Origin of the sequence: Streptomyces sp. NBC_01352, assembly GCF_036237295.1 — a bacterium.
GTDB lineage: Bacteria > Actinomycetota > Actinomycetes > Streptomycetales > Streptomycetaceae > Streptomyces > Streptomyces plumbiresistens.
In genome coordinates this window covers 1,772,958-1,791,756 of record NZ_CP108354.1, presented here as the reverse complement: position 1 = coordinate 1,791,756, position 18,799 = coordinate 1,772,958, and the positions used below count along the sequence as shown (strand labels likewise).

20 protein-coding genes are annotated in these 18,799 nt (G+C 69.8%); 7 read left to right on the top strand and 13 right to left on the bottom strand.

The window, feature by feature from the left end; translation table 11 throughout:
- Positions 1 to 120: 120 nt before the first annotated feature.
- Both OG252_RS08585 and OG252_RS08580 read right to left on the bottom strand, forming a co-directional pair.
- Positions 121 to 339 carry a hypothetical protein gene (locus OG252_RS08585; protein WP_266450852.1) on the bottom strand — a complete coding sequence of 73 codons (219 nt, stop codon included), beginning with the start codon at positions 337 to 339 and terminating at the stop codon, positions 121 to 123.
- Positions 340 to 365: 26 nt separating this feature from the next.
- Positions 366 to 1,790 (bottom strand): amidase, encoded by a 1,425-nt coding sequence (locus tag OG252_RS08580; protein WP_329334953.1) that lies wholly within the window; start codon positions 1,788 to 1,790, stop codon positions 366 to 368.
- 256 nt (positions 1,791 to 2,046) lie between these two features.
- Between OG252_RS08580 and OG252_RS08575 the strand changes: the two genes are divergently transcribed.
- Complete coding sequence (locus OG252_RS08575) at positions 2,047 to 3,435, top strand: glycoside hydrolase family 43 protein (RefSeq protein WP_266450855.1); 1,389 nt, start codon at positions 2,047 to 2,049, stop codon at positions 3,433 to 3,435.
- Between the two features lie 463 nt (positions 3,436 to 3,898).
- Here OG252_RS08575 and OG252_RS08570 read toward each other — a convergent pair whose 3' ends face one another.
- The gene (locus OG252_RS08570) at positions 3,899 to 4,300 is read right to left on the bottom strand and encodes a RidA family protein (protein ID WP_329334950.1); all 402 of its coding nucleotides are present in this window, start codon (positions 4,298 to 4,300) and stop codon (positions 3,899 to 3,901) included.
- A 101-nt stretch (positions 4,301 to 4,401) separates the two neighbouring features.
- On the opposite strand from OG252_RS08570, the gene OG252_RS08565 reads away from it, so the two are divergent.
- Complete coding sequence (locus OG252_RS08565) at positions 4,402 to 4,785, top strand: winged helix-turn-helix transcriptional regulator (protein ID WP_266450857.1); 384 nt, start codon at positions 4,402 to 4,404, stop codon at positions 4,783 to 4,785.
- Positions 4,786 to 4,961: 176 nt separating this feature from the next.
- Here OG252_RS08565 and OG252_RS08560 read toward each other — a convergent pair whose 3' ends face one another.
- Positions 4,962 to 5,084, bottom strand: a complete 123-nt coding sequence (locus OG252_RS08560; protein WP_329334947.1) for a hypothetical protein — start codon at positions 5,082 to 5,084, stop codon at positions 4,962 to 4,964.
- A 77-nt stretch (positions 5,085 to 5,161) separates the two neighbouring features.
- Positions 5,162 to 5,668: a CGNR zinc finger domain-containing protein gene (locus tag OG252_RS08555; protein ID WP_329334945.1), complete on the bottom strand. Its 507-nt coding sequence runs from the start codon at positions 5,666 to 5,668 to the stop codon at positions 5,162 to 5,164.
- 113 nt (positions 5,669 to 5,781) lie between these two features.
- Here OG252_RS08555 and OG252_RS08550 point away from each other — a divergent pair, with 113 nt between their 5' ends.
- The 4 genes from OG252_RS08550 to OG252_RS08535 all read left to right on the top strand — a co-directional run bounded on the left by OG252_RS08550 (position 5,782) and on the right by OG252_RS08535 (position 11,239).
- Complete coding sequence (locus OG252_RS08550) at positions 5,782 to 6,657, top strand: alpha/beta fold hydrolase (RefSeq protein ID WP_329334943.1); 876 nt, start codon at positions 5,782 to 5,784, stop codon at positions 6,655 to 6,657.
- A 286-nt stretch (positions 6,658 to 6,943) separates the two neighbouring features.
- A complete protein-coding gene (locus tag OG252_RS08545; RefSeq protein ID WP_329334941.1) occupies positions 6,944 to 9,199 on the top strand; it encodes an MMPL family transporter in 2,256 nt (751 codons plus the stop codon).
- Positions 9,200 to 9,206: 7 nt separating this feature from the next.
- Complete coding sequence (locus tag OG252_RS08540) at positions 9,207 to 10,565, top strand: sensor histidine kinase (protein ID WP_329334939.1); 1,359 nt, start codon at positions 9,207 to 9,209, stop codon at positions 10,563 to 10,565.
- Entirely contained in the window at positions 10,562 to 11,239 is a 678-nt protein-coding gene (locus tag OG252_RS08535; protein WP_266450866.1) for a response regulator transcription factor, read from the top strand. Before OG252_RS08540 ends, OG252_RS08535 begins: the two co-directional genes overlap by 4 nt.
- Positions 11,240 to 11,807: 568 nt before the next feature.
- Here the strand turns inward: OG252_RS08535 and OG252_RS08530 are convergent.
- The 4 genes from OG252_RS08530 to OG252_RS08515 are packed head-to-tail and all read right to left on the bottom strand — an operon-like array spanning position 11,808 to position 14,471.
- Positions 11,808 to 12,662: an ABC transporter permease gene (locus OG252_RS08530; RefSeq protein WP_329334937.1), complete on the bottom strand. Its 855-nt coding sequence runs from the start codon at positions 12,660 to 12,662 to the stop codon at positions 11,808 to 11,810.
- A gap of 11 nt (positions 12,663 to 12,673) precedes the next feature.
- Complete coding sequence (locus OG252_RS08525) at positions 12,674 to 13,603, bottom strand: ABC transporter ATP-binding protein (protein WP_329334935.1); 930 nt, start codon at positions 13,601 to 13,603, stop codon at positions 12,674 to 12,676.
- Positions 13,600 to 13,953, bottom strand: coding sequence for a transcriptional regulator (locus OG252_RS08520; protein WP_266450870.1), 354 nt, complete (start codon positions 13,951 to 13,953; stop codon positions 13,600 to 13,602). The genes OG252_RS08525 and OG252_RS08520 overlap by 4 nt, the downstream gene beginning before the upstream one ends.
- On the bottom strand, positions 13,950 to 14,471 hold the full coding sequence (locus OG252_RS08515) for a hypothetical protein (RefSeq protein ID WP_329334933.1): 522 nt from the start codon (positions 14,469 to 14,471) through the stop codon (positions 13,950 to 13,952). Before OG252_RS08515 ends, OG252_RS08520 begins: the two co-directional genes overlap by 4 nt.
- A 118-nt stretch (positions 14,472 to 14,589) precedes the next feature.
- On the opposite strand from OG252_RS08515, the gene OG252_RS08510 reads away from it, so the two are divergent.
- A complete protein-coding gene (locus OG252_RS08510; RefSeq protein ID WP_329334931.1) occupies positions 14,590 to 14,730 on the top strand; it encodes a hypothetical protein in 141 nt (46 codons plus the stop codon).
- A 73-nt stretch (positions 14,731 to 14,803) separates the two neighbouring features.
- Here the strand turns inward: OG252_RS08510 and OG252_RS08505 are convergent, their stop codons facing one another.
- From OG252_RS08505 to OG252_RS08490, 4 genes are all read right to left on the bottom strand, one after another.
- A complete protein-coding gene (locus tag OG252_RS08505; protein ID WP_329334929.1) occupies positions 14,804 to 15,232 on the bottom strand; it encodes a VOC family protein in 429 nt (142 codons plus the stop codon).
- A 285-nt stretch (positions 15,233 to 15,517) separates the two neighbouring features.
- Positions 15,518 to 16,360, bottom strand: coding sequence for a carbohydrate ABC transporter permease (locus tag OG252_RS08500; protein ID WP_329334927.1), 843 nt, complete (start codon positions 16,358 to 16,360; stop codon positions 15,518 to 15,520).
- Positions 16,361 to 16,363: 3 nt separating this feature from the next.
- Entirely contained in the window at positions 16,364 to 17,368 is a 1,005-nt protein-coding gene (locus tag OG252_RS08495; protein WP_329334925.1) for a carbohydrate ABC transporter permease, read from the bottom strand.
- 63 nt (positions 17,369 to 17,431) lie between these two features.
- On the bottom strand, positions 17,432 to 18,772 hold the full coding sequence (locus OG252_RS08490) for an ABC transporter substrate-binding protein (RefSeq protein WP_329334923.1): 1,341 nt from the start codon (positions 18,770 to 18,772) through the stop codon (positions 17,432 to 17,434).
- Positions 18,773 to 18,799: the final 27 nt, after the last annotated feature.

The window sequence follows — 18,799 nt, the reverse complement described above, 5'->3', positions numbered from 1 at the left end:
TGGTGCCCTTTCGGCACCGAACGAAAGGGAGTGTGCGCCTGTGCGACGCCGGGGTACAGACGCTGGCGCATCCTTGTCGAAACCTTGATACAAACCAGTCTCACCTGCGGGGAAGCGGGCTCAACTGTCGTACGCCGCCTGGACGTAGACGGTCCTCGGCGGCAGGTACTCCACGACCATGACCACCGTGCCCCGCTCGATGCGGTCCGTGCCGGTGGCGGGGTAGGCGAGGAAGTGCTCGGCGCCGCCGCGCACCCGGACGATCACCTCGCCGACGAGCCCGGGCCCGATCGCCCCCGTGACCCGCCCCATCAGCCCGACCATCGACGCGTCGTCCATGGTCACAGGGTACGGGCCGAACGCCGTTACGCGGCCGGGGAATCCGTGACCGCGTGCTCCGGCGGCCAGGCCGTGTGCCAGCGCAGTCGCGCCTCCAACTGCGCGGCGAGGGAGATCAGGAGCGGCTCGCTGTTCGCCGGACCGAGCAACTGGGCGCCGACCGGCAGACCGCCGCCGACGAATCCGGCCGGGACGTTCACCCCGGGCCAGCCCAGCACGTTCCACGGCCAGGCGTACGGACAGGCCGCGATCATCGCACGGTCGGTGGCCAGTCCGCCGAGGCCCAGCAGCGCGCCGATGCGCGGCGGGGGAGCGGCCGTCGTCGGCGCGAGGATCACGTCGTACGTCGTGAAGAACGTGCCGATACGCCGGTGCAGGACCGCCTCGGCCCGCCGCGCCGCCCGCAGCGGCACCCCGCCGAGCAGCCCGCCCAGCCGGGCGGCGTCGCGGGTGCGGCGGTCGAGGAGGGTGGGGAAGGGCGCCTCGCGGACGCGCTCGGCGAGTCCGGCCGTGGCGCGGGGCACGAAGGTCAGCCCGATCTGCCCGTAGGGCGGATCGGCCTCCTCGACGATGTGCCCCAAGTCGCCGAGCTCCTCGGCGAGTTGGACGACCCTGGCCCGGACCTCCGGCTGGAGTCGCGCGGGCAGCGCGGTGAACGGCGGTTTCAGGGAGAGCGCGATGCGCAGCCGGCCGGGGTCGCGCCGGGTGGCCTGCAGGGCGTCGACGGCCGGCGGCCGGTGCGGGTCGAGGTCGTGGTTGCCGGCCGCCGCGTCCAGGAGCAGGGCGGCGTCGGCGACCGTACGGGCGAGCGTGCCGTTGACCGTGATGCCCTGGAAGGACTCGCCGCGCGGCCAGGTGGAGATCCGGCCGCGCTGCGGCTTGATGCCGATCAGGTGGGTCCAGGAGGCCGGGATCCGCACCGAGCCGGCGCCGTCCGAACCGAGCGCGGCCGGCACCAGACCGGCGGCGACGGCGGCGGCCGAACCGCCGGAGGAGCCGCCCGGCGTGTGCTCTGTACTCCACGGATTGCGCGTCGCGCCGAAGGCGGGCCCCTCGGTGAACGGCCACTGTCCGAACTCGCAGGTGTTGGTCTTGCCGACGATCACGGCTCCGGCCGCGCGCAGCCGTCGTACCGCCTCGCCGTCCTTGGCGACCGGCGGGAACTCGCCCCGGCAGCCGAACGCGGTCGGCTCGCCCGCCACGTCCATGTCGTCCTTGACCGCCACCGGCACCCCGAGCAGCGGCTTGCGCACCCCGGCGGCCAGTTCCCTGTCCGCGGCCTCGGCCTCGGCGAGCGCCGACTCGGTCCGTACGATCCGGAAGGCGTTCAGCGAGGTCTGCGTGGCCTCGATCCGGGCCAGCGCCGCCTCCACGAGCGACCGGGACGTCACCTCCCCGTCGGCGAGCGCACGGGCGGACTCCGCGAGGCCTGCGGAACGGTCGGACGTCATGCGGGGCACCTCCGGGACGGCACTGTCTACCGAACGGTAACGTCCGGCGGGGCGCGACGGAACGCCCCGCGCGGCAGAGCCGGCGCACGGTCGGCATCGGTGCACGCCACAGCTTTCCCACGGGGCCCACGGACTCGTGCGCAAACCATTGACGCCCCCGACCCTCACCCCTACCTTCTGATCGACTTTCCGAACCGAGTTCGGAATATCGAACGTCAGAGCCGCATGTGTGCTTGTGTCCGAGGGAGAGCCGCCCGTGACCACTCGACCCCCCATGCCGTCGCGCCGCACACTGCTGCGGGCGATGACCGTCCTGCCCGCCTCGGCGCTCGTCCTGGGCGAGGCGCCCGGACTGCTCGGCACCGCCTCCGCCGCCGCCCCGCCGAGCGGCTCCGCGACCCGCTACACCATCGTGCCGTTCCTCGACAGCAACGACGGCACCGTGAACGTCTACCAGTCCGACGACGCCACCGACTTCCGCCTGGCCAAGTCGTCGGCCTACACGCCGCCGAGCAACCGCATCCGCGACGCGAGCATCTTCAAGCACACCAACGGCTACTACTACATCACCTACACGACCCACACCTGGCAGGACCCGAGCACCACCATCGGCTTCGCGCGCAGCTCCGACCGGGTCAACTGGACCTTCCTGTACGACTACACGGTCCCGATCGCCAACCTGTCCCGGGCGTGGGCGCCGGAGTGGTTCGTCGACAGCGACGGCAGCGTGAACGTCATCGTGTCCTGCTCGACGGCCAACGACGAGTGGATCTTCACCCCGTATCTGCTGAAGGCCACGAACTCCGGCCTCACCGCGTGGAGTTCACCGGTCGCCCTGTCCGGCATCGGCGCCAACCACATCGACACGTACCTCGTGAAGATCGGCTCGACCTACCACGCCTTCACGAAGAACGAGACGACGAAGTACATCGAGTACGCGACGGCCTCCAGCCTCGCCGGCCCCTACACGATCCGCCGGACCGGCAACTGGGCGGGCTGGGGCAGCTACCGCGAGGGCGCGGCGCTGGTGCAGCTCGACAACGGCGGCTGGCGGATCTTCTTCGACGGCTACGGCGACGGCACCTACTACTACAGCGACAGCTACGACACCTTCGCCACCTGGTCCGCCCCGGCCGCGCTGCCCGTCGTCTCCGGTACGGCCCGGCACTTCACGGTGGTCAAGGAGACGGTGTCGGGCGGGCCGAGCCTGGCGAAGGGGGTGACGCGCTCGTTCCAGTCGGCCAACTTCTCCACCCGCTACTGGCAGTCCCAGTCGTCCCTGCTCAATCTCCCCGTGGTCAGCGGCTCCAGCCCCACCACCGAGAAGCAGGCCTCCACCTTCACGGTCGTCGCCGGCCTCGCCGACGCGAACGGCTACTCCTTCCGCGACGCCTCCGGCAACTACCTGCGCCACTGGGACTTCCGCGCCCGCTTCGACGCGAACAACGGAACGTCGACCTTCGCGAAGGACGCCACGTTCATCGCCCGCACCGGCACGACGAGCGGCTCCCTGCGCTTCGAGTCGTACAACTACCCCGGCTACTACCTGCGCCACTACAACTACCAACTCCGGGTCGAACGGACCGACGGGACGGATCTGTTCCGGGGAGACAGTTCGTTCGTGCCGGTGGCCGCCTGGGCCTGAGCTGCGGCTTTGCCGGCCTGGGCAGTTGTGCCGACGGCTGCGGAATACCTCTCGGCGAGGTCGGCCGGCGGGTGCAGGCCGGTGGTGCCCACGATCGGAGCGGCAGGGTGAGTCGGGGCCGTAGTCGGGACCGTAGCCGGCCAGGCGGGCATCGGCGGCCCATCAGGTCTCGGCGTGCACCGTCGCGGGAGTGCCGCTCCATGGGCGGCTACTCGCCGGGGCGCTTGGTATCGGGCCAGGTCAGGGCGTCGATCGGCGCCGTCCCAGCACGGCAGTACACCAGTCGCGAGCAGTTCCTCACAGAGGGATCGAGTCGAGGTCAGCGCGTACCTCGACATGAGGGCGGTGGAAGGCCTCGTGAACCGGGTGCCTTTGCCGTCGGTGTGACCTCGTCACCGGGCGGGGTGTTTCTCCCGCTTCTCGACGCCCCGACGCCGGCCAGTCGCGGTCTCTGCGGGCGAGCTCAGGCGGGCAGCCTCGTGTCGACGACGAAGCTGATCTCGATGACCTGGCCCGGCAAGGTCAGTTCGGTGACGCCCAAGACCGTGCTGGCCGGGCGGTGGTCGCCGAAGTACGCCAGGTTGCCCTCGGCCGTCGCCGCGGCGTTCTGCCGCAGGTTCACCACGTACAGGGTCTGCGAGACGACCTGGTTCCGGGTGACGCCGTAGTGCTCCAGGACCTTGTCCGTGTTGGCGTAGGTCTGCTTGAGCTGGGCGGTGAAGTCGCCCGCGTGGAGAAACTCGCCCGCCTCGTCGAACGCGAGCTGTCCGGAGATGTGGATCAGCTCGCCGGACCTGATCGCCTGTGAGTAGCCGAAGTCGCTCTCGGCCGGCACGTTGTGGTTGAAGGCATCGATGGTGGCCATGGCGCTCGCCCCTCCGGTTTGCTCTCTTGTAGTTACTCGGAAACTGTAGGAGAGTAAACGCTGACCTGGAAGAACGCACTTTTCGGTGACTGAGGAACGTGATGGTGACCAAGCAGCTGCTCAACGGCCTGCCCGAGGACGCGGACCTGAGGCGCGCGGACTCCCTGGCGCGGGAGATCTTCTCGGACGTCGCGAACAAGTGGGCGCTCCTGATCATCGAGGCGCTCGGCGAGCGCACCCTGCGCTTCAGCGAGTTGCGCAACGAGGTCGAGGGCGTCAGTCACAAGATGCTCACCCAGAACCTGCGCATGCTGGAGCGCAACGGCCTGGTCGACCGGAAGGTGTACCCCACCGTGCCGCCGCGGGTCGAGTACACCCTCACCGAGCCGGGCCAAGGCCTGCGCGCCACGGTCGATGCCCTCTGTGGCTGGACCCACCAGTACCTCGGTCACATCGAGGGCGCGCGCGGCCGTTTCGACGCCTGACAGGCACGCAGCACCACGCCGCGGACGGGTACCACCAGGCGGGCTTACCCCCGACCTCCTCATCGGCGGTCTCGACGATACTCAGGGCCGTGCGAGGGCCGCCACGCGCGTCGACCTGCCGGTGCAGCAGGTCTCGTACAGCACCTCCCGGTGCTTGGGCGACAGCCCCAAGTCGTTCAGCCAGGCGGTGCCGTCGACCTCCTGCGGACGGCCCGGACGACGATGACGAGAGCCAGGGCGAACAGCAGCCGGTAGCGCATCGCGACTTGGGCGACGGCGAGCGGGCCGGTGGGTGACATCCCTCCGGTCGACAGGCATACCGGGGTTCCGGTTCACTGCCTTTCGTCCTCGCTGCCGGCGCCGACTCGCCGGCGCTCTACTCGGGGTGTGGGGCCTCCCGTGCTCGAGCCTGGTGCCGGCGGGCTTTGAGCCGGTTCCCGCAGGTCTTCATCGAGCACCACCGTGCGGTGTTGGCACGACTGCGGTCCAGGAGGAAGAGGCGGCATTCAGGGTTCTCGCACGGCCGCAGACGGCCGGGCATGCGCTCTTTGACGTCCGCCCACGCGAGCACGAGTTCCACGGCGAGCCTGCGCTCCGGTGGCACCTCCAGGTGCCACTCGATGCCCGACGCGCTGGGCTGCGGGACTTTGCGAACGCCTGCGAGGACTCGGCGCAGACGGGGCTCCGCAGGCGTGTCCGACTCCACCGCCTGAAGCGCGTCCCGGGCGGTGCGCAGCCACCGGCGCTCCTCATCGCTGCCGAGACCCCCGTGCTCCCGCGCCCATCCGTCCACCTCGTGGTCGTCCCGCCACAGGTCCTGGCGTCGGCCATCCACGACAGGGGTGCTGTTCAGCGCCTGCATCAGGGCTTGGTCGTCCAGCACGGACCTCACCTTCCCGGCTAACTCCATCAAGTGGTTTGACAGGTTACCCCAAGGGAGGTCTACACTACTGGACGCCGAGAGGTAACCCTCAAAAGCCATTGAAGGGGTTAGGTATGGTTGAGGTCCGCCATCAATACGCGACGGTGCGGGGACAGCGCGTCTTCTACCGCGAGGCAGGAGCCCGCGAGGCACCCACGCTCGTACTCCTGCACGGCTTCCCCTCCAGTTCACGCATGTTCCGCCACCTCATTCCGGCGCTGGCCGATCGATTCCACGTCATCGCCCCCGACCACCTCGGCTTCGGCAACTCCGACGCCCCGCCCGTGGACGCGTTCAGCTACACCTTCGACTCCCTGACCGACATCACCGAAGCCCTGCTGGCCCAGCTCGACGTCACCCGCTACGCCCTGTACGTCCAGGACTACGGCGCACCCATCGGCTGGCGCCTGGCCCTGCGCACCCCGGACGCGATCACCGCGGTGATCACGCAGAACGGCAACGCCTACGAGGACGGCTTCGTACCGGATTTCTGGAAGCCCGTATGGGCGTACTGCGAGAATCCGGGCCCCGCGACCGAACCTGCCGTCCGTACCGCCCTCTCGCTCGACGCCATCCGCTGGCAGTACGTGCACGGAGTGGACCGACCCGAACTGATCGATCCCGACACCTGGGCCGCCGACCACCGCGAGGTCAACCGGCCGGGCAACGACCTCGTACAGCTCGCCCTGTTTCGCGACTACGCCAGCAATCCACCCCTCTACCCGCAGGTGCACGCCTACTTCCGGGAACGCCAGGTTCCTCTCCTCGCGGTCTGGGGCGCACGCGACGAGATCTTCGGCCCGGACGGAGCACGTGCCTTCAGAAGGGACCTGCCGGACGCGGAGATCCACCTGGTTCCCGGAGGTGGGCACTTCCTGCTCGAAAGCCACCTGGACACCGTCGCCGGGTATGTTCGCGGGTTCCTGACCGCCACCGAATCGCCAGCGTGAAGCCCGTGAAGAGTGCCCAGGTCGGGTTGATTGGCTCTTCCTGGCCAAGGCCGCCCACAGCGTGAAGTCCGGCTGCAGCTCAGGTGACTGAACTTCAGATCGAGCCCCGCCCGGCTCAAGTCGGCCTGTAGTGCGTGGGCACCAGGACACATGAGTGGCTGGTCCGGATGCACCAGGGGAAGACGGCGGCGGCAGACGATGTCCGGCAGGGCGCCGGAGGCAAGTGTGGGAGGCGCGTGAATCTCACGCATTCCCCTTGCCTCACGGCGTCTGGAGTGATCAGCAAATGGCGACATTTCTTTACCGGATCGGACGGTGGGCCTTCCGGCGGCGCCGGCTCGTGGGCGGTCTGTGGCTGGGGGCCCTGGTGCTGGCCGTCGCCGCCGCCGCTCTGGCGCCGGCCGGGGAGGAAGAGGACCTCTCCATGCCCGGCACCGAGTCGCAGAAGGCGTTCGACCTGCTGGACGAGCGCTTCCCCCAGAGCAACTCCCAAGGTGCCGAGGCCCGATTGGTGTTCCAGGCCCCGGACGGGCAGCGGGTGACGGCCAGGGAACACAAGGCGGCCGTCGAGGACACGCTCGGCTCGCTGGACGGGGGCGATCAGGTCGCGTCGACCACCGACCCCTTCGAGACCGGCGCTGTCAGTGAGGACGGCACCATCGCCTACTCCACGGTCACCTACGCCGTGGAAGCCGTCGACCTGACCGAGCCGACGAAGAGCGCCCTCGAGGACGCCGCGAGCCAGGCCCGGGACGCGGGGCTGACCGTGGAGATCGGCGGCTCGGCCCTGGACGCGGAAGAGGAACTGGGCGGTACGACGGAGCTCATCGGGGTGGCGGTGGCGGCGGTGGTGCTTGTCCTCGCCCTCGGGTCACTGGTCGCGGCCGGTTTGTCGCTGCTGACCGCCTTCGTGGGCGTGGCCATAGCCTTCGGCCTGGTCTCCGCGCTGGCCGTTCCGCTGGGCCTGACGTCCACCGTCGCCATCCTGGCGCTGATGCTGGGGCTGGCGGTCGGTATCGACTACGCACTCTTCATCACCTCCCGCTTCCGCGACGAACTCGCCCAGGACAGCGAGCCGGAGGAGGCCGCCGGACGGGCGGTGGGCACGGCCGGATCCGCCGTCGTCTTCGCCGGCGCGACCGTCTTCATCGCCCTGGTCGGGCTGGGGGTCGTCGGAATCCCCGAACTCACCAAGATGGGCATGGGCGGCGCGGGCGCCGTGGCCCTTGCCGTACTCGTCGCACTGACCCTGGTCCCCGCGCTGTTCGGCTTCTTCGGCCGGCGCGTACTGCCCCGCGCCGTCCGCAAGGCCGGCCGGCCGGGAAGCGAGCCCCCGCGCCGGGTGCCCACCGCCGACCGGCCTGGGCTCGGCACCCGCTGGGCACGGTTCGTGCTGCGTCGACCGGCGGCCGTGCTGGTGACCTCCGTACTCGGTCTCGGGGCCCTCGCACTGCCGGCGCTGAGCCTCGAACTCGGGCTGCCCGGAGACGAGTCGAAGTCGGTGGAGACCACCCAGCGCCGCGCCTACGACCTGCTGTCGGAGGGCTTCGGCCCCGGCTTCAACGGCCCGTTGACCGTGGTCGTGGACATGTCGGCATCCTCGGACCCCGCGGACACCCGGGCCACCACGGACCAGGTCGTCAAAACCGTACGGGGAGTGGACGGGGTCGCGTCGGTCGGTGAGCCGGTCCTCAACCGGACCAAGGACACGGCCGTCCTCACCGCCGTCCCGCGGACCGCGCCGAACAGCGGCGAGACCAAGGACCTGGTCCACGCGATCCGGGGCGAGGTCTCCGGCGTCGAGGCCGACACCGGCGCCGCCGTCCTGGTGACCGGCACCACCGCGATGAACATCGACATCTCCGAAGCCATGTCCGACGCCCTCATCCCCTATCTGACCGTGGTCATCGGCCTGGCGGTGCTCCTGCTGACGGTGGTCTTCCGCTCGGTGCTGGTCCCGGTCAAGGCCGCGCTCGGCTTCCTGCTGTCGGTGGGTGCCGCCTTCGGCGTGCTCGTCGCCGTCTTCCAGTGGGGCTGGGCGGCAGGCCTGCTCGGCATCGAACAGACCGGACCGGTCATGTCGCTGATGCCGATTCTCATCATCGGCATCGTCTTCGGCCTCGCCATGGACTACGAGGTCTTCCTCCTCACCCGGATGCGGGAGGCCTACGTCCATGGCGCGTCCCCCGGCGAGGCGATCGTCAGCGGCTTCCGGCACAGCGGACGTGTGGTGGCCGCGGCGGCGATCATCATGATCAGCGTCTTCGCCGGATTCGTGGGCATGAACAGCCCGACCATCCAGACGATGGGCGTCGGGCTGGCCGCCGCCGTCGCGTTCGACGCCTTCGTGGTCCGGATGGCGATCGTGCCCGCGGTCCTGGCACTGCTCGGCCACCGGGCCTGGTGGCTGCCTCGTATCCTGAACCGTGTGCTGCCGAATGTGGATATCGAGGGCGAGAAACTGAGCAGGCATGTCCTGGCCCCCGCCGCCGACCCGGACGCGGCGGTGCGGCGGCTCCCCGTCGGCCGGCATCAGCTCTGAGCCGACCATGACGGACACGGGTGGCGGTGGCCCGCGATCACGCGGCACGTGGTGGCGGGAGGCAGCGGTCACGGCGGCGGCGTTCGCGCTCTGCCTGCTCGGCGGCGTGGTGCAGGACGACGGCAGCACGCTGTCACCGCCGTCTGCCGCCGCCTACCTCATCGCCGTGGTGTCCTGTGCCGCGCTGCCGGTGCGGCACCGGGCGCCCCTGGCCACCATGGTGGTCACGACCGCGTGCGGCGTGCTGGGGCCGGTACTCGGCCTCCTGTTGAGCCCGCTCATCGTGGCCCCCGCCGTGATCACCGCCTACTCGTACGCGCTCACCGTGCGCAACGAACGGCGCGCGGCGAGCGCGGTGCTGCTCATCTCCGCGGCACTGCTGGTCGCCTCCACCCCCTTGTTCGGGGCCCTCTCGTGGAAGGACGCGAGCAGGGTGGGAGCGGTGGCGGCGTTCCCGCTGGTGGCCGGCGTTCTCGGTCACTCGGTGCGGAACCGGCGGGCCTACCTGGCGGCCGTGGAGGAGCGGGCCCGGCGGGCCGAGGAGAGCCGGGACAGCGAGGCGCGCCACAGAGTGGCCGAGGAACGGGTGCGCATCGCCCGGGAACTGCACGACCTCGTGGCCCATCAGATCACCCTGGCCAACGCGCAGGCCACGGTCGCCTCCCACCTCTTCGACGCCCGCCCGGAGCAGACCCGCAAGAGCCTGAAGGAGCTCGTCGAGACCACCGGTCACGCGCTCGACGAACTGCGGGCCACGGTCGGTCTGCTGCGTCAGTCCGGGGACGCGGCTGGGCCCGTTGAACCGGCGCCCGGCCTTTCCAGCCTTCCCACGCTCCTCGAGTCCTTCCGCCGCGCGGGTCTGGAGGTGTCGGTGCACCAGGAGGGCACGGCCAGGCCGCTGCCGCCGGGAGTGGACCTCACCGCCTACCGCATCGTCCAGGAGGCCCTGACCAACGTGACCAAGCACGCCGGTACCGGCAGCGCCCGGGTGCACCTCGCCTGGAACCGCGATCGCGTGACCATCACCGTCGCCGACGACGGAGTGATTGCCCGTACGGCGTCGACCGCGTCCACGGGACCGAGTGCGGCCGCGCTGTCGGACCGTCCGCCCGGTTACGGTCTGATCGGGATGCGGGAACGTGCCACCGCGGTCGGGGGACAACTCTCCGCGGGCAGGCGCCCGGAGGGCGGCTTCCTCGTCTCCACCCAGCTGCCCCTCCCGCCCGTCAAGGACACGACACGGAGCGACACGAGCACTGACGGAGCGACAACCACCGAGGAGGGGCGGATGGCCGACGGAGCGACAGGCGACGGACGTGCGGGCGGCGGACGTACGGGCGACGGAGAGGCCGGGGATGCGCCGTGACGCTCAGGGTTCTGCTCGCGGACGATCAGGCCCTGCTGCGCGGTGCCTTCCGGATGCTTCTCGACAGCGCCGACGACATCACCGTGGTCGGTGAGGCCGGCGACGGCAGGGAGGCGGTGAGACTCACCCGGGAGCTGCGCCCTGACGTGGTGGTCATGGACATCCGTATGCCCGAAGCGGACGGTCTCACCGCCACGTCGGAGATCTGCGCGGACCCGGAACTGCGTGCCAGCCGCATCCTGATCCTCACCACGTACGAGACCGACGAGTACGTCGCTCAGGCGCTGCGCGCTGGGGCCGGCGGCTTCATCGGCAAGGGCATCGGGGCCGAGGAACTGGCGGACGCCGTCCGTACGATCGCCGACGGCGACACGCTTCTGTCCCCCGCCGCGACCCGCTCCTTGGTCGCCCGTTTCCTGGCCACACCGGACAACGCCCAGCCGCACCACGCCGAACAACTCGCCGTGCTCACTCCGCGCGAACGCGAGATGGTGGCCCTGGTCGCGACCGGCCTGTCCAACCAGGAGATCGCCGAGCGGATGTTCCTCAGCCCCTTCACCGTCCGCGCCCACGTGCAGCGCGCCATGACGAAGCTGGAGGCCCGCGACCGGGCGCAACTCGTCGTCATCGCCTACCGGACGGGCCTGGCGGCGGCAGGGGAGAATGGGGCATGAGGATGTGCGAGAAGTGCGGTGCGCGAAAGCGCCGTTGGCCCCGTTCCTGCTCTGGGTGCCGTTCGGAGTCGGACCGGGCGTCCGCGGCCGCGGACGCCGGCGACCTCGCCGTGGCGTCAGGACTGCTCGGGTGGATCACGCGAGGTATTACGGGAGTTGTCCGGCTGGTGCTGCGTGCGCTCGACTGATGGCCGCGCAGACCGAGGCCGACCAGGCGACCGGCCTGATCGGCTCACCCCTGTGGCCGAAGCCAGGCCAGGCGCGACCCCGGACCCTGAACGCCGAAATCAGTAAGTCACGGCATCGGGGCGAATGCAGGCAGCGTAAGGGCTGAGTGGGCCGGTCGTGGAACACCAGGCAGAAATCTTCCACATGGCGATGCGGGACCTCCTCGAGGACATTCATCGCCGGATCCCCGCGCAGCCCATGAGGACACCGGCTGCGCCCTGACAGGCGGGGCTCTCGATACCCGGCTGCGTCCTCGGTGCGGTGAACGTCGCCGTGGGTCAGCCGCATCAGGAAGCGCAGCAGCGCCGGTCCGTATGTCGTCGGGGGTGGCGTCGACCGCCTACCCGGGCAGCACGCCGCTCTCTGCCGCCTTGCGGTGGCGCGCGGACAGGCGGGAGCCGGACTCGCGGCGGGCGGCGCGGCGCAGCAGGGGTACCGCGAGGAGGAACCCGAGGATCGCCCAGGCGGTCAGGACCAGGGCGACCATGGGCAGTTCCCAGGAACCGGCCGCCTCGGCGGTCCGTGCCGTGTCGGGGAGCAGCGCCGAACGCAGGCCCTGTGCCATCCACTTGAGCGGGAAGACCGCGGCCACCTGCTGGACCGGAACGGGCAGCGAGGTGATCGGGAACACCGTTCCGGAGGTGATCAGGAGCCCCATCGTCGGCAGCATGATCAACGCCAGCGCCTCGCGGGGGTTGGGCAGTACGGCGCCTATGGCCGCGCCGAGCGGTACGACGGCGAGCAGCCCGAGCGTGGTGACCCACAGCAGCGTCAGCCAGTCGTCCGGTCCGTGCGGCAGTGGCCCGTCCAGCAGCAGCGCCGCGGCCGCCAGGAGCAGGGCCAGGGTGCCGACCGCCACGACGACCACCAGTAGGCACTTGGCGACGAGGTAGGCCGGTATCCCGCCGGGCGTGGCGCGCAGCCGCAGCAGGGCGCCCTCCTCCCGCTCGGTCACGAGTATCTGCGGGAGGTTGATCAGCCCGATCTGGAACAGCAGGTAGGCGGCGAAGCCCGCCAGCACCAGATGGGCCATCGGGGTCCGGGTGCCGGGCACGTCGTCGCTGATGTAGGCGGCGACGATCAGCGCGACGACCACGTTGGTCAGGTGGCCGGACATCTCCTTGCCGTTGCGCAGGAAATGCCGCAGCTCGATGCCGCCGCGCTGGAGGCCGGCACGCGGCCAACCGTTCGTCATGGGTGTCCCCTTCATGCGGCCTGTGCCTCCCCGTCCGCGTCCCCGTCCCTGTCCGCGTCCCCGTCCGTGCCGTCGGCTTCCCGGTGCACCATGTGCAGGTACGTGTCCTCCAGCGTCGGGCGGCGGACCTCCAGGTCGGCGATCGGGCCGTCCGCGTGCCGGTGGAGTTCCCAGACCAGCTGTGAGGGGTCCTCGGTGCGTTCGCGTCGGGACGTCCCGTCGTCGGCCGTCCAGCGGACCTCGGCCTGGGCGGCGGCCCGCCGGGCCAGTTCCGCGGGCGTGCCACAGGCCCGGATCCGGCCGCCGACCAGCATGGCGATCCGGTCGGCGAGCCGCTCGGCCTCCACCAGGTCGTGGGTGGTGAGGAGGACGGTTACGCCCTCGTCGCGGGCCAGCCGTTCGACCAGGACGTGGAACTCGTGCCGCGCCTGAGGGTCGAAGCCGGTGGTCGGCTCGTCCAGGAAGAGGAGTTCGGGGCGGCCGACGATGCCGAGCGCGACGTCCAGCCGTCGGCGCTGGCCACCGGACAGCCGGCCCACCTGCCGGCCGGCCTGGTCGGTGAGGCCGACCAGGGCCAGCAGTTCGGCCGGGTCGCGAGGGTCGGGGTAGTACGTCGCGAAATGCGTCAGCAGCTCGGCGACCCGCCAGCGGCGGTGGTCGCGCCAGGACTGCAGGACCAGTCCGATCCGGCCGCGCCAAGCGTCTCCGCCCCGCTCCGGGTCCGTACCGAGGACGCTCACCTCACCGGCGGAACGCCGCCGGAAGCCCTCCAGGATTTCGACCGTGGTGGTCTTCCCGGCGCCGTTGGGTCCGAGCAGAGCGAAGACCTCGCCGCGGTGGATGTCCAGGTCGACGCCGCGGAGGACGTCGATGTCGCCGTACGTCATCGTCACGTCGCGCGCATGGACGACGGGCTGGGCGTGTGTGTCCTTCGGCGTCATCGTCCGGCCCCCGACGGGTGTCGCTGTTGAGGAGGTGTTTCGGTCGACGCCGGGGGACCGGCGCCCTCGACGATCGCCCGGAGTGCCGCGACGTGCCCCTCGAAGGCGGTGCGGCCGCGGTCGGTCAGCCGTACCCTGGTGCGCCGCTTGCGGCCGCCGCCCTCCTTGTGGAGCTCCAGATATCCGGCCTCCTCCAGGGTGTGCAGCTGTTTGGAGAGCGCGGAGTCACTGAGCGAGAGGCTGTCCCGGACGAACGCGAAGTCCGCCCATTCGGTGGCGGCGAGCAGCGCGACCACAGACAGCCGGGTGGCGGGGTGGATCAGTTCGTCGAAGCCGGCGGGGATGCTCATCGGTCCGCCCCTGTGCCCGCTGTTCCCGTGCCTGCCGTCCGCGTGCCGTGACCCCGCGCCGACCCGGCCGCCCAGCGGCTCGTCGGCCCGACGAACAGCACGAACACCGTCGCCGAGACCGTGGCCTGGATCAGGCTGCCGGACATCGGCTCCAGCGAATCGACCAGCCGGCCGGACAGCAGGGTCGTCCCGCCGGTCACCACCGCTCCCGCGACGAAGGTGGCGAACATCCGCCGGGTGCACCGGGTGTGGTGCAGGCGCACCCGGCTCCGACGGTTGTGGAGCACGGCCAGCACGCTCAGCAGCGCGACGTACGCGACGATGACCAGCCCCACGCCCCACCCGGGCAGGTCCAGGCCCAGCCCGGCCAGGAAGAGCCACATGAGCGCGGCCGTGGCCCAGAGGGTTCCCGAGCCGCCCGCAGCGGACCGCTCCACCTCGTCGTACACCCGCTCCTGCGGCACTCGGATGCGCTGCAGGTCTCTCCATGCCTGTTCGGCATCCACCGGCGCACTCACGTCCCTTGCCCTCCCGTCACCGCTTTACTTTCCTAGGTGGAAAGTTATCTTTGACTTTCCTGATGGGCAAGTCAGCAGTTCGCCGGTGCCGACACCGGCGGGAACGGGAAGAGGGCTCATGCAGCAGGACCAGCTCATCGTCGAAGACCTGATACTGAAGCGGCTGGAACAGGCGAGTTGGGGCGCCGAGGCGGTGAACACCGAAACGGCGATGTCGATCCAAGGCTCGATCGCCTCAACGGCTCCGGCTGCCGCGTGACAACCAGGTCAGTCGGCAGTGCACCCGCACCTGGAGGGGATCGAACGGCGGCTACCGGAGTACCGGCATACGCTCAGTCGATGCAGAACTCGTTGCCCTCGATGTCCAGCATCGGGATGCACGAATCATTGCCGTCATACAGCGTTCGCACGTGTACCGCGCCGAGCGGGATCAGGCGTGCGCATTCGGCCTCGAGTACGGCGAGGCGTTCTTCACCCACGAGTCCGGTGCCGACCCGCACATCAAGATGCACCCGGTTCTTGACGGTCTTCCCTTCGGGGACGCGCTGGAAGTACAGCCGCGGGCCCACACCTGAGGGATCTATGCAGGCGAACCATGAATCCCGCTCCTCAGGTGGCTGCGAACGCTTGAAATCGTCCCAAGTGGCAAACCCCTCCGGTGGCGGTGGGACGACGTACCCCAACACCTCGCACCAGAAACGAGCGAGACGCTCAGGTTCCGCGCAGTCAAAGGTGACCTGGAACTTCTTGATCGCTGACATCGGTGCACCGTACCAAGGGGACTTGGGACTCTGCCGCTCACTTCCCCAGGAGGCGCCCGCAACCACGTCAGGTCCAGGGCCATCTTCCCGTGCGCCGTCTCGGGTTCAAGAGGAGACCCCGGCCCAGTCGATTGCCGTCGTCGAAGGTGGCGGCAACCAGCCCATTTCGTCCAGACCCGCCGAGCTCGACGAGTCCCGGGTCGAGGAGTTGCCCGGCGCGTCGGAGCCCGTCCGGACCGCACACCGATGCGGTCCTGCCGAGGCGCGCACGTCGCCGGCTCTCGCTCAGCCCTTGACGGCGGAGCTGGCGACGCCCTGGACGAACCACCGCTGGAAGAAGGCGAAGACGATCAGGACGGGCAGGACCAGGAGGACGCCGAAGGCGAGGATCTGGCCCCAGTCCGGGGGCTGTTGGCCCTGGAAGACGCTCATCTCCAGGGGGAGCGGGCGGACCGACGGGTCGGAGACCATCAGCACCGGCCACAGGAACGATCCCCACTGGATGAGGAAGGTGAGGATCGCGACCGAGGCGAAGGCCGGCTTCGACATGGGGACGATGATCGCGAAGAAGGTGCGCCAGGGGCCGGCGCCGTCGATCCGGGCCGCTTCCTCGATGCTCGGCGGGATCGAGCGGAAGAACGTGTGGAACTGGTAGACCGAGAAGGCGTTGGCGATGAACGGGAGCGCCAGGATGTAGAGGGTGTTGCGCTGGTCGTTGAACATGTAGAAGAGCGGTACGGCCACCGACTCGAACGGGACCAGCATCAGCAGCAGGACGAGCGTGAAGACGGCGTTCCGGCCGCGCCACTTGAGCCGTGAAAGCCCGTACGCCGCCATGGAGTTGACGAACAGGCCGCCTGTCACCACCACGAACGCCAGCAGCAGTGAGACGCCCATGAAGCGCCAGAAGTAGCCGGTGCTGTCGGAGTCGAGGCTGTCGAGGACGGCCGTGTAGTTGTCGAAGGAGAGGTTGGTCGGGAGGAATCCGGACAGGCCGTTCAGGACCTCGTCGGACGGCTTGAGGCTGCCCAGGAACAGGTAGATCACCGGCAGTACGAAGACGAAGGCCAGCACGCTGAGTACGGCGTAGTCCAGGAAGCGGCGCAGGGCCGTAGGGGTCGTGCCCATGGGTCAGTCCTCGTTTCCGGGCCGGACGACGCGGCGCTGGATGAGCGTCAGGACGACGACGATCAGGAAGAAGACGACGGTGATCGCGGACGCCTGGCCGATGTTGTTCTGGTCGAAGGCCGTGGTGACGGCCTGGTACATCACGGTGCGGGTGGCGTCCTCGTCCAGGCCGCCGCCGCGGACGAGGACGTACACCTGGTCGAAGACCCGGAAGGAGAGCACCGAGGTGAGCATCGCGACGAAGACCAGGGTGCCGCGGATGCCGGGCAGGGTGACGTGGCGGAACTGCTGCCAGCGGGAGGCGCGGTCGAGTTCGGCGGCCTCGTAGAGCTCGCCCGGGATCTGCTGGAGGCCGGCGAGCAGGATGACCATCTGGAAGCCGACGCCCTGCCAGATGGAGAGCACGATGATCGAGGCCATCGCGGTGGCGCCGTCGCCGAGCCAGTCGAAGGCACCCCAGTTGCCGAAACTGACCGCGTCCAGCGCGGAGTTGAGCATGCCCTGGTCGCTGCGGGCGAGGATGAGGCGCCAGATCACGGCGACCAGCGCCATCGGGAAGACCACCGGCATGAAGAAGAGGGACCGGAAGAATCCGATGGCCTTGAGCTTGCGGTTGAGCAGGATCGCCAGGGCCAGCGCCAGAGCCGTCTGCACGGGTACGACGACCGTGGCGAAGGTCAGGTTGTTCAGCAGCGCCCGCAGGAACGGGCCGGACAGGTCCGGGTCGGTGAACAGCCGCCGGTACTGCTCGATCCCGAACCAGGTCGGTTCCAGCGGGGAGCCGAGGCGGACGTTGTAGAAGGAGAGGACGACGGCGTAGCCGAACGGGACGCCGACGAAGGCGATGAGTCCGACGACGGCCGGGGCGGACATGAGCAGTCCGTGCAGCCAGTCGCGGTTCTTGCGGCCCGGCCGTGTCGATCGCGTCGACGGCGCGGGTTTCACGGAGGTGGATGGGGCCTGCTCCGGGCCGGGCAGCGCGGTGTGCGCGGGTTCCACGGATGTCACGGGAGGGTCCTGTTCCCGGCGGGGCGGGTGCGGTGTGCGCGCTCCCGCCCCGGCCGATGGGTCCTACGGGATCTGGTAGCCGGCGTTGTCGGAGAAGTCCTGGTCGATGGCGCGGGCGGCCTTCTCCAGGGCGCTCTTCGGGTCGGCGCCGCCGTAGATGGAGTTCAGGGCCTCGCTGAACTTCGACGTGATCACGGGGTAGCCGGCGGTCACCGGGCGGGTGACGGCGACGCAGGACTTGGTGATGTCCTTGTCGCCGCACGGCTTGGCGAGCTGGTCGGCGTAGAGCTGGAGCGGGCCGCCCGGCTTGTAGAGGCTGCTCTTGGCGAGCGCTGTCCTGGTGGCGGGCACCGCTCCGTTGGCCGTCGTCATGGCGGTGACGTTGGTGTCGTCCAGGAGGGTGTCCAGGAAGGTGCCGGCGGCCTTGGCGTTCTTGGTGTCGGCGCCGATGCCCCAGGCCCAGGAGCCCTGACCGGTCTTGGGGCCGTTGCCGAAGTCGGGCAGCGGCAGCACGACGAGGTCGTCACCGAGAGCCTCGCTGTAGGCGGGGTACATCCAGTGGCCGACCCAGCTCAGGGCGACGCGGCCCTTGGCGAAGGCGTTGCCGTCGGTGTTGGGGTCGACGTACGTCTTCCAGGACTGGAAGGTCTTCATGGCCGAGACCACGGCCGGGGTGTCCAGGGCGCCCTCCGCCTTGCCGTCCTTGAGGAGGGAGCCTCCGGCGGACCAGACGATCGGTGCGAAGCCGTAGGTGCCCCACTCGTTGGCGTAGCCGCCGCTCTCCTGGAGGTCGAGGGTCTTGCCGTCGGAGTCCTTGGCCTTCAGGGCCTTGAGCGCGGCGGTGAACTGAGCGGCCGTCCAGTCGTCGGACAGGCCGGTCGGGTACTTCACCCCGGCCGCGTCGAGCAGCTTCCTGTTGCCGTAGATCCCGAGCCCGGAGTCGAACATGCCCAGGCCGTAATGCTTGCCGTCGACCTCGCCCTGCGCCTTGTTCGCGTCGGTGGCGTTGTCCATGGTCTTGGCGGAGACGTACGTGTCGATCGGCGCCAGCTTCTTGTTGTAGACGAAGTTGGCCATGGTCGGGCCGTCGAACTCCATCACGTCCGGCAGTTCGGAGGCGTCGGTGGCCGTGATGACCTTGGTGTAGTCGGCATCGGGTATCAGCTTCAGGTCGACCTTGATCTCGCTCTGCGAGGAGTTGAAGGACTTCACCGCGTCCTGCAGCGCGCTGGTCTCGTTCTTCTGGCCCTGGTGGGCCCAGACACTGATGGTGCCCTTGCCGCTCCCGGCCTCGGCGGAGGCATCGGTGCCGCCACTTCCGCCGCAGGCGGCCAGCGCCACCAGGGGGAGGAGGGCCAGGCCCGTACAGGCGGTGCGGCGGTACTTTCTGCTGGTCGAGCTCATGGCTGTGCCTCCGTGCTGTGGCGAGGG